The sequence below is a fragment of the Novipirellula artificiosorum genome (genome assembly GCF_007860135.1).
GTDB classification, from domain to species: domain Bacteria; phylum Planctomycetota; class Planctomycetia; order Pirellulales; family Pirellulaceae; genus Novipirellula_A; species Novipirellula_A artificiosorum.
In genome coordinates this window covers 802,512-816,780 of sequence record NZ_SJPV01000001.1, presented here as the reverse complement: position 1 = coordinate 816,780, position 14,269 = coordinate 802,512, and the positions used below count along the sequence as shown (strand labels likewise).

10 protein-coding genes are annotated in these 14,269 nt (G+C 56.8%); 4 read left to right on the top strand and 6 right to left on the bottom strand.

The window, feature by feature from the left end; genetic code table 11:
* Window positions 1-14: 14 nt before the first annotated feature.
* Window positions 15-1,343 carry a glucose-6-phosphate isomerase gene (locus Poly41_RS02850; RefSeq protein ID WP_146524386.1) on the bottom strand — a complete coding sequence of 443 codons (1,329 nt, stop codon included), beginning with the start codon at window positions 1,341-1,343 and terminating at the stop codon, window positions 15-17.
* A gap of 340 nt (window positions 1,344-1,683) precedes the next feature.
* Between Poly41_RS02850 and gpmI the strand changes: the two genes are divergently transcribed.
* A complete protein-coding gene (gene gpmI, locus Poly41_RS02845; protein ID WP_146524385.1) occupies window positions 1,684-3,288 on the top strand; it encodes a 2,3-bisphosphoglycerate-independent phosphoglycerate mutase in 1,605 nt (534 codons plus the stop codon).
* Between the two features lie 117 nt (window positions 3,289-3,405).
* Complete coding sequence (locus Poly41_RS02840; RefSeq protein ID WP_146524384.1) at window positions 3,406-4,392, top strand: ROK family protein; 987 nt, start codon at window positions 3,406-3,408, stop codon at window positions 4,390-4,392.
* A 107-nt stretch (window positions 4,393-4,499) separates the two neighbouring features.
* Here the strand turns inward: Poly41_RS02840 and Poly41_RS02835 are convergent, their stop codons facing one another.
* The 5 genes from Poly41_RS02835 to Poly41_RS02815 all read right to left on the bottom strand — a co-directional run bounded on the left by Poly41_RS02835 (window position 4,500) and on the right by Poly41_RS02815 (window position 11,627).
* Window positions 4,500-5,330 carry an SDR family NAD(P)-dependent oxidoreductase gene (locus Poly41_RS02835; protein ID WP_231615349.1) on the bottom strand — a complete coding sequence of 277 codons (831 nt, stop codon included), beginning with the start codon at window positions 5,328-5,330 and terminating at the stop codon, window positions 4,500-4,502.
* Window positions 5,327-6,802 (bottom strand): PhoPQ-activated pathogenicity-related family protein, encoded by a 1,476-nt coding sequence (locus Poly41_RS02830; RefSeq protein ID WP_197231021.1) that lies wholly within the window; start codon window positions 6,800-6,802, stop codon window positions 5,327-5,329. The genes Poly41_RS02835 and Poly41_RS02830 overlap by 4 nt, the downstream gene beginning before the upstream one ends.
* Window positions 6,803-6,940: 138 nt before the next feature.
* Window positions 6,941-7,999: a hypothetical protein gene (locus Poly41_RS02825; RefSeq protein ID WP_146524382.1), complete on the bottom strand. Its 1,059-nt coding sequence runs from the start codon at window positions 7,997-7,999 to the stop codon at window positions 6,941-6,943.
* Window positions 7,996-10,179, bottom strand: a complete 2,184-nt coding sequence (locus Poly41_RS02820) for a hypothetical protein (RefSeq protein WP_146524381.1) — start codon at window positions 10,177-10,179, stop codon at window positions 7,996-7,998. The genes Poly41_RS02825 and Poly41_RS02820 overlap by 4 nt, the downstream gene beginning before the upstream one ends.
* Window positions 10,176-11,627: a MotA/TolQ/ExbB proton channel family protein gene (locus Poly41_RS02815; RefSeq protein ID WP_146524380.1), complete on the bottom strand. Its 1,452-nt coding sequence runs from the start codon at window positions 11,625-11,627 to the stop codon at window positions 10,176-10,178. The genes Poly41_RS02820 and Poly41_RS02815 overlap by 4 nt, the downstream gene beginning before the upstream one ends.
* Window positions 11,628-11,908: 281 nt before the next feature.
* Here Poly41_RS02815 and Poly41_RS02810 point away from each other — a divergent pair, with 281 nt between their 5' ends.
* The gene (locus tag Poly41_RS02810) at window positions 11,909-12,352 is read left to right on the top strand and encodes a hypothetical protein (RefSeq protein ID WP_146524379.1); all 444 of its coding nucleotides are present in this window, start codon (window positions 11,909-11,911) and stop codon (window positions 12,350-12,352) included.
* Window positions 12,353-12,488: 136 nt separating this feature from the next.
* On the top strand, window positions 12,489-14,249 hold the full coding sequence (locus tag Poly41_RS02805) for a helix-turn-helix domain-containing protein (RefSeq protein WP_146524378.1): 1,761 nt from the start codon (window positions 12,489-12,491) through the stop codon (window positions 14,247-14,249).
* The last annotated feature ends 20 nt before the right edge of the window (window positions 14,250-14,269 follow it).

Genomic DNA, 14,269 nt, shown 5'->3' with positions numbered 1-14,269 from the left:
CGATGACCGACCTTTCATCCTACTCCGTGAACCGCGTTCTTTCCCATCCCCCTTCCTGCCTGGGACTCCATCGTGTGTTCCACCCAGGTCGCGATCATCAACATTTGGAAGAACTGTCCGAGTGTGTGCGAGTCGATGTGAGAAAGCGAAATCGTCATCGTCGGGCAGCAAAGATCACCGGCGCTGCGGTTGGCGTGTTGGATGGCTTCGCAGGCAAAATGGGGTAGCGGTCGATCGCTGAGGACGGTCGCAAGCGGATCGATTCTCGGCGACTCAACGACCCATTGGGTTATGACTTGATGGTGATTAGGAAACTCATGGCGCTGCATCCATGTCAGCGGGATGATGCCGGCAAGTTGGTCCTCGATCAGTCGTTCGTACCATTTTCCTAACGCGGCCAAGGCACCCGACCAAACGTTCTGTGTCCGCGTGGTGATCTGACGATCGGTCCGCAGCAGGTGATGGACTGCGGCGTATTGGAGAACGATGTTCTCGGAAAACGGCGACTGCAAAAAATGGTGGTTCATCATCGCTGCGCCTTCGAGCAGCATCATGCAATCAAGGCCCAGCAGCGCAGCGGGCATTAGCGACGCAGACGACAGAACGCTCGAAGCATCGGGGACATCGTTGCAGATTTCAAACACGTCTTCACAGCCGAGCGATCTTGCGATGTCGCCAAGAGGGCCATCGGGTCGAGCAATGGGAATGACGAAATTGGAGCTCTTCGAAGGATCTGCAAGCCAGTTGGATTTTTCGAGTTCCCTGAGCGTTTGATGGAATGCCATGCGGCTTTCTAGGGTGGTGCAAGCGTCCAGGCGATCGCTATCGATCATCACCAAGGCCCAGCGTTTTTCGGGGGGCGTGTCGACGTAACCACCCAACGACAGTCGCTGCAGCAGAGCGGCACGGGTATCATTGTCGAAGTCGCTGCCACCGAAATACATCCGAGGCCGACTACCACGTTCGGCGCGGGATAACTCGTTGTGAAAGGGTTCGCATGATGCCTGCATGATCGCTCGCGGCCCCTCGATCATTTGGGAACGGCCCAGCACGACCACGGCATCGATCTGCTCATGGATCGTGTTGGCCACTTTGAAGATGCGGCCGAGCAGCGACCCTTCACGGCGCTCGGCATAGTCGGCCAATTCCTTTTCAGGAAGACGAAAAAAACGAGAAGACTCGTCCTCACTTTTTTGTGCCAAGTTGTCGCAGGGGAACGGGTTCGCCTCGGCAATCTTTGCACGGATTCGCTCAAATTCCTCTGCAACGGAGTCGAGTTGGTGCTCTTTGACACCGTAGTCGGCGTTAATGGATCCTGAAGCGTCAAAAGCCAATAAGCTCATAAAAGGCGGCAAGCAAAAAACGAGAAAAAGTCGGTTGGAGTGAGCAGATTAGCCGATTCAGCAGACGGTTGGCACTCGCGTCTGCTGGCAATCCGCAATAAGAACCTATCCGAAAAGGGGTCAGACCCTCTCTTGGTCTGAGCGTATCGGTAGCGATTCCATTGGAAAACACCGAGTTTTTGAGCAATCGAAACGTCGGTCGACAAAGGGTCAGACCCCTTTTCGGATAGGTTCGAAATAGGCGAGCGGCTCGGCAGGCCGTTCCGAAAACCGCCTCGGTTAGCTAAAACTAGGATTCCCGATCCCTTTGATTCTCCCGCTTGATAAGAGAGATAGAGCCTTGACCCAAGTTCGCCGCAAGCCCGTCGTGTTGATCATCCGTGATGGATGGGGCCAGAATCCTGATTCGAAATGGAACGACTGCAACGCGGTTTATCTGGGCAAAACGCCGGTTGCCGATTCGTTGATGGCAAAGTACCCCCATGTCCTGATCGCGACTTCGGGCGAAGATGTTGGACTTCCCGATGGTGTGATGGGCAACAGCGAAGTGGGGCACCAAAACATCGGTGCGGGACGAATTGTCGACCAAGAGGTGATGCGAATCACACGAGCGATTCGTGACGAGTCGTTCTTCGCCAATCCGGTGTTGCTCGAGTCGATCGAGCATGTCAAGAAGACTGGCGGCAAACTACATTTGTTGGGCCTGATGTCCGACGGCCGAGTTCACAGTGATTTGGACCATGCGATCGCGATCGTCGATTTGGTGAAGCGTCACGACTTGGACTCCGACCGCTTCGCCGTGCATGCCATCACCGATGGTCGCGATACGTCACCGACAGGCGGGTTGGAGTATGTCCGCCAACTCGAAGCGGCGATGAAGGAAAAGGGTGTCGGTTATGTCGCCACGGTGATGGGTCGGTTTTACGCAATGGACCGCGATCTGCGTTGGGAACGCGTGGAAGCGTGTTACAAAACGATGACCCAGGGTTCCGAAGCGACTGCCAACTCCGCCAGTGAGGCGATCCAAAATTACTACGATCACCCCACCGATTCCAATCGGACAGGTGACGAATTCATTGAGCCAACCTCCATTTTGCACAACGGCAAACCGACGGTCGTTGCCGATGGCGACGCCGTGATCTTTTTCAACTATCGTGGCGATCGTACCCGTGAAATTACCAAGGCGTTCACGTTTGACGACGAAAAATGGAAGAACATTGACGGTGGAGGATTCGATCGTGGTAAAAAGCTTGACGATTTGTATTTCGCCACGATGACCGGTTACGAAACGGGATTGCCGGTACAGGTGATCTATGAAAAACGAGCCAAAATGCCCAACATTCTCGGCGAGTATGTCGAGTCGCTTGGGCTGAGCCAATTTCGCTGTGCCGAGACCGAAAAATACCCCCACGTGACCTTCTTCTTCAACGATTATCGTGACGAACCCTTTAGCCACGAAGATCGCGAAATGGCACCCTCGACGCGGAAAGTGTCGACCTACGATCAAGCCCCCGAAATGTCGGCTCACGAAATCACGGACAAGGTTTTGAAAGAAATCGAATCGGGTGAAGCAGACTTGTTGATCGTGAATTACGCCAACGGGGATATGGTGGGACACACCGGCGTTTTGGAAGCTGCGATCAAAGCCGTTGAAACCGTCGATGGCTGCGTCGGACAAGTCGTTGAAGCGACGCTTGCGAAAGGTGGATCGCTGGTCGTGACGGCCGACCATGGCAACTGCGAGCAGATGATTGACCCGGTAACGGGCGGCCCGCATACGGCGCACACAACCTACACGGTGCCGCTGATCGTGGTCGAGCCCGGTTTGGAAGGCAAGCAGCTGCGAGAGGGGGGGCGGTTGGCGGATATCGCGCCAACGTTGCTCGAGTTGATGGGATTGCCGGTTCCAAAAGAAATGACGGGCGAAGCACTGATAAAGATCTAAGTCGTCATCGTCTCGTGATTTTCGTTCCTGCCGCAATGCGGTTCGCGGTACATTGTCTTGCCCCCTGACACGTCGTCGCGGGATGACTTCCAATTCAACTCCTTTGCTGGACAACTTATGGCATCCGACACAAAAACGATTTGGATCGGCTTTGACCTCGGCGGTACAAAAATGCTCGCCATTGCTTACGATCAGGATTGGAAGGAACTCGGTCGTCGTCGCCGAAAAACCAAAGGCAGCGAAGGGTCCGAGAACGGGATCGAGCGGATCGCTTCGACGATTGAGAGACTGCTTGGCGATAATGATCTCAATAAGGCCAACATCGCAGGGATCGGGATTGGATGCCCAGGACCGATCGATTTGGTGAAAGGTCGTATCTTGATGACCCCCAACTTGGGTTGGGACAACGTCGATGTGGGCGATTTTTTGAAGAAGCGTTTTGATTGCGGCGTGATCGTGCTGAATGACGTTGATGCAGGGTTGTATGGTGAGTATCTATTTGGTTCGGCCAAAGACGCCCGATGCGCGGTGGGGATTTTTCCCGGAACCGGCGTCGGAGGCGGTTGTGTCTACGATGGCCAAATCCTGCAAGGCGCCAAGTACAGCTGCATGGAGATCGGGCACACTCGCGTTTCGGCCGATCGCAGAGCGAGCGGATCCGCAATCTCTGGGACGCTTGAAGCCGAAGCGAGCCGCTTAACGATTGCCGCAGAGGCTGCCAAGGCAGCCGTGCGTGGCGATGCCCCTCACTTGCTCGAGGAAGCAGGCACGGACCTCCGTGAGATCCGTAGTGGTGCCCTTGCGGCTTCGATTGAAAAAGGGGACAAGATCGTCAAGGAGCTTGTCGAAGAGTCGGCGCGAAGCATCGGCATCTCGGTGGCCAACATCGTCAACCTGCTCGCCCCCGACAAAATCGTTCTGGGCGGCGGTTTGGTGGAGGCGATGGAAGACTTGATCGTCAATACCGTTCGAAAGACTGCTAAAGCGAACGTGATGTCGGTCTACAAGGACGTCTTCGAGGTTGTTGCTGCAAAACTGGGGGATGATGCCGGAGCGATGGGCGCGGCAGCCTGGGCAAAGCGAAAGCTCGATCAGCCAAAGTAGGCAACTTTTCTTGATCGGGTTGGCTGTCCGCAATCGACATCGCCTTCTCAGGAGCCAATTGGATCGCTTCGATTTACGCCAACACTTCGTTCGGTGGGAGATCGGAATTAGGGTTTCCGTTCCTTGGATGAGGTCAATTTTCGTAGAAGCCAATCGCCGATGCGCGGTGATAAATGTCCGATCGCAATCAGCAGCCGAAGGTATCCTGGCATCACAACATCGGGGCGTCGCCGGCGGACAGCATCGAGGACTGCGGCAGCAACTTTTTCTGGAGCGATGCCTTTGACGGAGGTGCCACCACCTGGCTTTGCCGCGTCCGCAGGCAGCGTCTCGTCCACCTGTGCTGTGTAGCGTGAACCCGCGTCATCGCGTCGGATCGGTCCTGGGCTAACCAGGGCAACGTGAACCCCGCGAGGTTTTAGTTCCAGTCGCATCTGCTGAGTCAACCCCGACAAGGCGTGTTTGGCCACGCAGTATCCACCGAGGTAGCGGGCGCCGACCTTTCCCGCCAGTGAGCCGATATTGACGATCGCGCCCGATGAAACTTCGAGCAGTGGCAAGGCGGCGACGGAGCAGAGCAGGGCGGTGTGGACATTTTGTTGAATCAACTCATCCAGCCGCTGGTGTGTCAGATTCTCAACCAGTCCACGATCACTGCTGCCGACGCAATTGACCAAGGCATCGAGTCGTCCAAAGTGTTCGTTCGTTACGGCAACTGCGTTTGCCGCTCCCGCGTGGGTCGAGACATCCGCAACGGCAGTCTTGACCTGTTCTAATTTGCCCCATTCTCTTTTCGCTGCGTCGAGTCGCTCTTGATTGCGTCCTACGATCACGACACGGAATCCCGCGTCAAGAAACGTTCGAGCAATGACCTTACCTAGCCCCGACGAGCCGCCGGTCACCATCACGACCGGGCCTTCGTTTGCCTCTTGGGTCATGAATCGGTTTGCCTCGGCTGGTCAACCCGAGCGCGGCGTTCCAAGTGGTCCGCAAAGGGCAGAGTGTCGGGGATGACACGAACGGGAGTGGTGAGCCGTAGCGGCGTCGGTGCGCCAATATCAAACTCGAACTGGACCAAGAAAGCTGTGAAGCCCTGTTCGGGTACCTCGACTTCTGCAAGGTAGCTTCCGTCCGCGGATGGTTGAATCTCGGAGGCGAGGTAACTTCGGCCGATTGTCTCGACTCGGAAATCACGAGCGTTCGGGTTGGTCGCTTGCCACAGAGTGACTTGACTCGGCTTCATGGTCGGCTCGATACGAGTGCTCGAGGCGTTTAAGGATTCCCAAGCAAGATCAGGGCGGTCGATCTCGTTAAGGATGGCGTAGTGAAATGCGATCAGACTCTCCAAGGCGTTGGTTCCGCCAAGCGAATGGTCACCGTTGGGGACGTAACACAGGTGTTTCTCGCCAAGCAGTTCATCAAAATAACACTGGGACGAGTCTGGCAGGAAAAATTGGTCTCCCGCAGCATTGAGGATCAGCTTTGGCATGGTAAGTCGATCACGGTAGGCGAACGGGTCCACCAACTGCAGCAACGCTTTACATTGTGGATCAAAGAATCGATCCGTGATCTTATGCTGAACATAATTGCCGATCGCCGGAGCCCAGAAACCATAGGCCGCGAAGTGATGGTCCATCGATTTGCTGACGTTCAACACATCAATCACAATGGGGGCGATCGCTTTGACTCGATCGTCTACGGCCGCGGTCGTCCAAGTCGTCCAACCTCGTTTGGAGGCCCCGGTGACAACGAAACTTGTCACCGCAGGACCATCGATGTTGTCTTGCGCCGTGAACGCTTCGACGGTATCCATTGCCCGTACGACTGCTTTGGTCATCGGCAAACGAGCTGGCCACCGAGCGTCGTCGGTTTTCATGTACTTGTCCCATGTGTAACCGATCAGATCGTCTTCATAGCGGCGCTGGCCATCGCCTGAGAACTCCAGCGGCTGGTTTGGGATCATGCTGACGGTGGCGACGATGCTGCGTGTGGCCAGGGCGACTTGGGCTGCCAACGGATTCCATTTTTCGGGGGCCGCTTTGCCATTGCTGCCACCGTCAATCATCATCATGGCGGTCTCCGACGTTGCCGCATCTGGAATGATCAGGGTAAGCCAATGTTGCCAAACCGGTCGATCGACTTCCGCGGGTGTGAGCCAGGTTTGCGACTTCAAATCAATGACGTGATATCGAAAACCGTCGACTCTTTTGCTCGCGACAAGCTGCCATTGATAGGTGTCGTCGGGTGCGGCAACATACTCATCGAGTGCCGTGGGGCCGTCGTTGATGGGAGTCGATTCGACTCGCAATGGCAGGATGCCTACGCTGGTATCTTGGGCGGGGCAGGTCGAGACCGCAGCAAGGAGGCAGATGACGCTACGGAGCACATTCGTAGTTGATAGAATCTTCACAGGATGATCCAGAGGAACCGGTCGACGTCAGCGGTCATGGGGTTCATGCCGCAACAAGCTGGCCAGTATGGCGTTTGCCCCGAGCAAACGCCAGCATGTGGCTGTGAGATTGTGTGCCGATCAACCCGTGGCTCGGCCCTATTGAGCCGTCGACCTTGATCCATTCGGGCCGCCGGTGATGTCTCGATCCATCGGCATCGGGCGTGCTGCCGCCGCGAAGCCTCGAGCATAGAGATGCTCTTTCAAATGCCGAAAAGCTGCGAAGCTGTCAGGATAAACCCAGACGGTGATCGTGGTGGTCCCGGGGTCGCGGCCCGCCAATTCGATATCCAGTTCGCTACCTTGACGGAACATCTCTTGAATCGGCGTCCCATGCGGTTCGCTCAACGGCGTGATGGTCATGCCGACAAACGAAACACGCATGCCCATTCCGACTCGGCCTCCTTGAGAGACCAATTCGCGGCTCTTGGCCATTTCGTACATTGCGGTGTAGCCTCGTATGGGACCGACTGCCGCATCGATCAGCCCATCACGAGGCCCGACCGAGGCCCGTTCAAAATCGTTCTTGATTTCGGCAACCAAGCGATCGATTGGTATCACACTCAAGCGATTGGCTTTGAGTCGAAAGTGGATTTCGTCACCGAAGACGGTTTTTGCCATCGGAGTTGGCAGGTGCGTCACTGCGACGACGGGTTGCTTCTCGCCCTCGAGTCGCTCACGCTCGCCCTGCAGTTCGGCGAGCTTGGTCTTCGCTTCGTCGAACTCACGATTCCGGGCCGCAAGTTCCCTCGCTTGCCGATCGTAGCGTTCTTTTTCCGCGTCCCAGGCTGCCTTTGCTTCCGAAAGCAAATCCAACAGCATGCCGCGCTGTTGTTCTCGCTGTGCGATCTGTTGATCGTATTTCTTGATCGTCATCTCGAAACGATCCGAGTCGGCCTGTGCAGAAGCGGCTCGCATCGAGACGCTTCCAAGGGATTGCATCAGATCTTCGCCCGCAGGCCGATGAGCATCGTCGACTTGCAGTTCCGCTGATCGGTTGTGATCGGTTTTTGCCTTGATTTCTTCGATCACCTGCGAGGATTGCGTCCCGAGCACCACGACCAAGATGATCAAGATGCCGACAAGGTTGGCGACAATGTCCAAAAAGGCATCGTGTCCGAGTTCAAGGGTCGTTCGATTTCGTTTGGATCGGCTCATGGGGTCAATCCTCTGGGTGTCGCTTGCTGGCCCGTGCCGAGGCTTTCGACTTTGTCGCCCCTCAGCTCCACGCCACTGCCTCGCATCATTTGTTGAAGCTGCTTGAACCGGGCGTCCCCACCTGGCATGATTTCGACGTCGAGCACCGGTTGCCAGCGGCCTCCGGGCAGTGACGGTCCCCATCCGTTGACTCGTTTTCGGACCGCATCGCCAAGCTCCGTCGTCGCCTGCGAGATGCTCTCGTCACTGAATCCAAACATCTCCGTTGCACCACCGGTTGAGGGAGCAAGCAGGACGAACTGGTCTTCGTAGCAGAGCACTCGGATGGTGCGAATGATTGAGTTTCCTCGTGCTTGGGCCACGTGTTTGGGGATGGCCCAGTTCTGCGGTCGCGTTTCACTGGGTTTCGTGTTGTCGTTGCGAACGGACATGCTGCCGCCCATTGGACGGTTCTCGGATGGGGGTGGGGAGTCCGATCCTCCCGCTCCGGCTTGTTCGCTTGCAACCGTCGACGACGACGCTGCTGCTGCTGACGATGCCGCCATCGAGCCGCTGGGACCGTATCCCTGGCCGCTGTCCGGCTTTGAAAAGGGGGCGCTGGTGTCTGGAGTTGCAAATTGAGGCGGTGCCATCGTGCGGTTTGGGTCGCTCGGATCGCCGTCGCCCGCACGCGATCCGGTATCGGATAGCGATGCTGCGCCGTCGGAAGCGGGCGCGTCGAGCGACATGGACGAGTCCCCAGGGGGTCCCGCTTCGCCAGGGCCGCTCAGCGAGTGAGCAACCTGCGCACGTTCTAAGTCGCCGTAATGCTTGTCGAGGAAGCGTTCCAATTGACCGCCTGCAGCCATACCGCTGGAACTTCCATTCGGGACGCTTCCGCTGGTGGCCTGCGTTCCGAGTCCGATTTCCGCAGCAGATTGCGAATCACCACCGAGTCCCGAAGCGTGCATCTCCGCGGACGCCGATCGCATCTCGTCTTCGATCGATTGCATTTGCCTCGCACCGATCGCGGTGGTTGAAGTCGTGTTCGCCGAATCAGGGGCGGTTTCACTTCCCGCGGACCAAGACGAGTCCTTCGTGGCATAAGGATTGGTGGAAGGCCCGTACATCGAGGTGTCGGGGATCTTACCGTTGGCGGATTTAAAGCCGTTTGCCTTGCCTTCGCGATCGAGTTGTTTGGCGGACAAGGTTGGCAGCGGACCCGATTGGCCGCGACCACCGCCCCTTGCCAGTCGACGTACCTGCTGTTCCCGGGACTGTTGATTGGAGATCGATTCTTGGATTGCCAGATCGATGCGTCGTTTGAGAGCGGGGTCGGGTGGATTGAACGCCAATTGCACCGCTCCGGGGACCAGTTCGTAACCGAATTGGTCATCCCAGTCGTCCATCGCTGCTCGGGCAGTTGCGTACGATTCGATTCCATCGGGTCGAACCACCAGCAGCGGATAGGGGGGAATGGAGTCGCCATAATTCTGCATCGCATGATGACGAATCACCCGCAGGGCCGCGTCGATCGGATTGGCACCACGGCTTGAATTTGCGAGTTGCTCCGGTGTAACTCGCGCGCCTTCGGGCCAAATCATGACGCCATCCTTGGTGCATTCTAGATAGACGGGTCGCCGATCGGTTCCGTTAGGGCCTTTGTGCGGAACGATGACGACGCGAGGCGTGTTGCTTTCCTCTTTTGCCTTCAGCTCGGCAACCACCTGTTCTTCGGCTTGCAGCTGTGCTTTCAGAAATTCGATCGTGGCTGTATCGATCGCTTCCGCTTGTTCTTCTCCTGTTGCGAGCTTGACTTCGTCACTCAGACGCATCAGTTCATCACGGACTCGCTTCAGATGATCTTCGAGATGGGTCAACTCATCGCGTTTCCGTTCGAGGTCTGCTGCCTGTTCGTCGCGGAAGGCGACAACTTGTTCGAGTCGCACTTGTTCTTCCGCGATCAGCGACTTGGCCGTCTTGACCGACAGGACAGGTTCGCCGTTTTCAGGTGTTTCCGTCTGAACGAGCGTGTTCGCCTGAACTTCTTTTTCCGATTCCGCGACCTGCTGTTCCGCAGCCTTGGTCGCCTTCTGTGCCACCAGAGCGAGAAACAGAATCAGCGTGCCGAGGGTACAGACCAAGACGGCGAGAAACGGAAACAGAGTCGGTGATAGGGCTTGGCGACGACGCCCACTCATGCTGCACGCCTCGAGGTATTCGAAGCACCACCGTTTGATACCGTTGTTATGGAATCGTCGATGGATGGAGCCGAGAGATCCGCTGCTTGATGCATCTTCACGATGGTCGGCAAGCGATGGGACAGGACGTCGACCGCGCGAGCAAGCACTCGCATCGCGTCTGCCATACCATCGCCCGCCGAGGCGGTGATGCTGCGGTCAATCGCGGCATTCGTTTCGCTCAATTGCTGCAAGCTGGAGTCAATGGAATGCTGCATCGCAACGAGTTCTCCGGCGCGAGTGTGCGTTTCGGCCAGCGCAGTGTATTGGTCGACCAGCGATGCTTGATGGGTCGTCAACACCGCAGCGTGTTCTGCCATGCTTTCTTGCCACTGCTCCCATTGCTGTTCCCAGCGATCGCCCGCGCGGAGGGACGACTGTTCAAGCGAAACCGCGTGATCGCGGAGCGCTGGTTTCAGCGTGTCTTCAAAGGCCTCGACGATCTTATTCGTGTCGCTCTCGTGAACACTTTGCCAATGGTTTCGGGCTTCATCAATCGTTTGTCGCCAAACCGTCGCTTGACTTTCAATCGATTCGGCTACCGCAACGCGGATTCCTTCGCAAAGCTCAGCAATCAGTGAAACCTGGTTGTCCGAGGCCTCGTCGCTTGGAAGTGCCGACGAGACGAGGTGTCCAATCCGAGCATCGATCGCAGAGAGCAACCGCTGCTCGGTTCTTTCCATCGGGAATTGCAGGAAAATCGCAACCACGGACAACACCAACCCTAAGGCGGTTGTATCAAACGCGACGTACAATCCACTTTTGAGGCGGTCGACCGCAGCAGCACCGTCGGTGAAGTCCAGACCGCCGAGCGTTTGCGTGATGCCGATGACCGTTCCAAGGAAGCCCAGCATGGGGATGGCCCAAACGATAATGCGGACCAGGCCGAGCGAGTCGTAAGCGACGTCGGCATCGCGACCGGAGAGTTCGCGAAGGTCGTCGGAGAGTTGTTTGGTCGTGCCGCGTTGACTTTGCCGTGTCAAGATTTCTTCGAGTCGTCGAACCAAGTGGCTGGCGCGGGTTTGGAGCGGCAACTCACGCAATTGGGTAAGCCAACTTCGAGCGACATGGCCGGCATCGTGGGATTCAAGCCAACGGGCCGTCGTGCTGCCGTGCAGATGGGCGGGCATCAAGTCTTCGTCGCGGATCGACGAAAGTGCGTTCCACTGGACCGTGGTTTGGATGAATTTTCCAATCAACACGGCTACGGCTATCGAGAACAGGATCGTCGCGGCGACAGCAACGGGGTGTCCTAGAAAGTACCGCTCAAGGGGGGGCCAAGCGGTCAGTTTTACAATCGCGTAAAAACCGCCGGCCATCAGGACACCGAGCGATCCCCAGGCGATGCCGCCGTAGGCCGGTGTGGTCCCGGCAGAAACCGTTGATCCCTCGTTTTGATAGCGTTTCACGAAATCTAGCCTCAATCGGTGAATTCTCGGTTCAGATGGACAAGGTTTGCCGACGTTGCAGCCGTGACGGCTGATGCGCAAACGACGGCGCGCAATGGCACGCTCGTTACAACCGGATCGACCATTTTGACCGGCTCACTTCACCCAATCGTAAAAATTTATCGTCGGCTCGGCAGAGCCATGTTGTTTGAGCTTTCCCGATAAGTGCAAAGCCACGTACGATCTGGAAAACGGGAGCGGGCCTTCCGCTCATCAACCACGACTATCCAAGGCAAACCATCATGTTCGGACACGAGAACGACTATTCGCAAAAGACGGTGAGGTTTCTTTTGTTCACTGCACTCGCCCTAGTTGTGACTTCCTTCGTCTCGAGCCAGCCTCCGGTTGCGGTTGATCTTGGTCCTGCAGAGGGGGGCGTGGAGGATGCTGGGCCAGTGGTGGGGACGGCCGCAGGGATGCAGAACGTGTTGTCTCAGACGGCGGCACGCCCCTTTCAGGTGGGTGCTGCGGGCGACATGATCGGTTTTTCCCATTCTGACGGCTCGGGAACTCAGACAATTACGCTAATACATGCGGGAAAATCTTGGATGGCCGTGTATCATATCGATAGGTCGGGAATGATTCGACTTGTCAGCAGCCGCCCGGTGGACGCTGATTTCTCACTCGAACTGAACCTGACCAGCCCGCTGCCGGAGGAAATCCGCCAGATGAATCAGTCGCGATGATCCATTGCGTTGGTCTAGAGGGTTTAGAGAATGTAGAGCATGAACGGAGTGGTCGGTATTCAAGGCGATGGATCGCAAAACGTTTCCCTTGTCTGTTTTCAGCTGTTACAGCGAAACCCCGGAGCCAAGAAGCCCCATGGCCGATTACCTATCCCTCGAAGACGCCGCAAAGAAGCTTGGAATTCCAACCGATCGGTTGGTCGAACTCCGTAGCCAAGGTCAAGTCCGTGGTTTCCGCGATGGTGCAAGTTGGAAGTTTCCTGCGAACGAAGTCGAGCGTTTGGCCGACGACCTACTCGATTCGCTCGGGGGTTCAGGCGATTTAGTTGGCGATCTCGGAGCCGATTCGTCGCTCGCACTCGGTAGCGGATCGAAGGTGATCGGTGGGGATGAACCGGCGGACGAGGGTGGCAGTGACGTTGAAATCGGGAATGAGCCCACGGGAAAGGGCAGCGGTGGCAGCGATGTGAATTTGGTTGCCGGCGGAGGCGATGAAGGAAGCGATGTAGCGCTCGTTGCGAGTGATAGCGATCTTGGCTTGGACTTTGATGAAGATCGCAACTTGGTCGAGATCGATTCCAAGGAACTGCAACTCGAAGATGCGGCGATCAACCATGACTCAGCGATGATCGATTTGGCGATCGAGCCGAATGCGGGCAGCACCGGCCCGGTCACGGATGAGGAACTAAAAAAACTTACCGGAGATAAGTCCGTTGATGAAGCGGCCGAGGGGTCGGACGTCAGCTTGGACAATGTGCTCGAAGAAGCAGCAACCGGCAGCAAGAGCGGGTTGAGCTTTAGCGGGATCAGTGAAGAAGATAGCGACGATATGGTGATCGGCGACGAAGATGAAGATGATTCCATGGACGTCTTAGCGGATGAAGTGGTTGCCGGTTCTGGGAAAGCCGACTCGAATGCGTCGGCGTCGGGTATCAGCAGCTTGGAATTGATGGACGAACTGGACGCGCCGATTAACGTGGCCGACGGGGCTGCTAGCGTTGACGTGCTCAGCGAACTTGATTTGCTTGGAGCAGAGCAGGACGGAAGCGGGCTGATTACCGGCGATAGCGAAAACTTGTTGGCTTCGTCGGGCTTGGGCAGCAGTTTGGGACTTGGCGCACTCAGTAGCGGTGTGTCGGGACTGGGAGGCGGAAGCGACGATGCCCTCGCCACAGGGGATGATGACGATTTGTTGATTTCCGATGACGATGATGACTTGGTGATCAGCTCGGCCGAAAGTGATTTGTCGGTCGCTGGCGACAGCGGCATCAATCTGATGAGCCCTTCCGACAGCGGGCTGTCGCTCGAAAGCGAACCGCTCGATTTGGCTGGCAGCAGTATCTCGGCACTCGATCTTGGCGCCGAAGTGGGGGATGGAAGCGGTAGCGGATCGTCGGGTTCTGGTCTGAGCGGCAGTGGATCCTCAGTGGACTTCCAAGCCGATGAAGAGTTCCAGTTGTCGCCTTCGGGGATCGGACTGGAAGCCGAAATCGAAAGCGGGTCTCAGGTCATCGAGGTCGAAGATTCCGAGGCGATTGGCGAGCCGGTCGAAATCGGTGCGGATGCCTTTGGGGACGAAGCGAGTGCCCTTGACGGTGACGTTTTCGAAGCCGATGCGGCGATGGTCGACGATGGTGGTTTCGGTGACGAAGCCGGCGCGATGGGAATCGAATCGACCAGTAGCCGAGCGAAAGTGGGAGGAGGCCCCGGAGGCACGTTGGGCTACGAAGTCCCCTTCACAACGATGCAGTGCGTCACCTTGGTGATGATCATCGGCGTGATGAGCATCGGCGGCATGCTGATGACCGATTTGGTGCGAAACATGTGGACCTACACCGAACCATCGGCCCCGGTGAGTTCTCTTACCGATTCCTTGATCAGCTTGATGGGTTGGTAAGCGAGTCAGGATCAAAACGG

Excerpts from the sequence above, each read along its gene's own strand:
- Poly41_RS02850 (WP_146524386.1), bottom strand. The coding sequence starts at position 1,343 with ATGAGCTTATTGGCTTTTGACGCTTCAGGATCCATTAACGCCGACTAC.
- Poly41_RS02840 (WP_146524384.1), top strand. The coding sequence starts at position 3,406 with ATGGCATCCGACACAAAAACGATTTGGATCGGCTTTGACCTCGGCGGT.
- Poly41_RS02835 (WP_231615349.1), bottom strand. The coding sequence starts at position 5,330 with ATGACCCAAGAGGCAAACGAAGGCCCGGTCGTGATGGTGACCGGCGGC.
- Poly41_RS02825 (WP_146524382.1), bottom strand. The coding sequence starts at position 7,999 with ATGAGCCGATCCAAACGAAATCGAACGACCCTTGAACTCGGACACGAT.
- Poly41_RS02820 (WP_146524381.1), bottom strand. The coding sequence starts at position 10,179 with ATGAGTGGGCGTCGTCGCCAAGCCCTATCACCGACTCTGTTTCCGTTT.
- Poly41_RS02810 (WP_146524379.1), top strand. The coding sequence starts at position 11,909 with ATGTTCGGACACGAGAACGACTATTCGCAAAAGACGGTGAGGTTTCTT.
- Poly41_RS02805 (WP_146524378.1), top strand. The coding sequence starts at position 12,489 with ATGGCCGATTACCTATCCCTCGAAGACGCCGCAAAGAAGCTTGGAATT.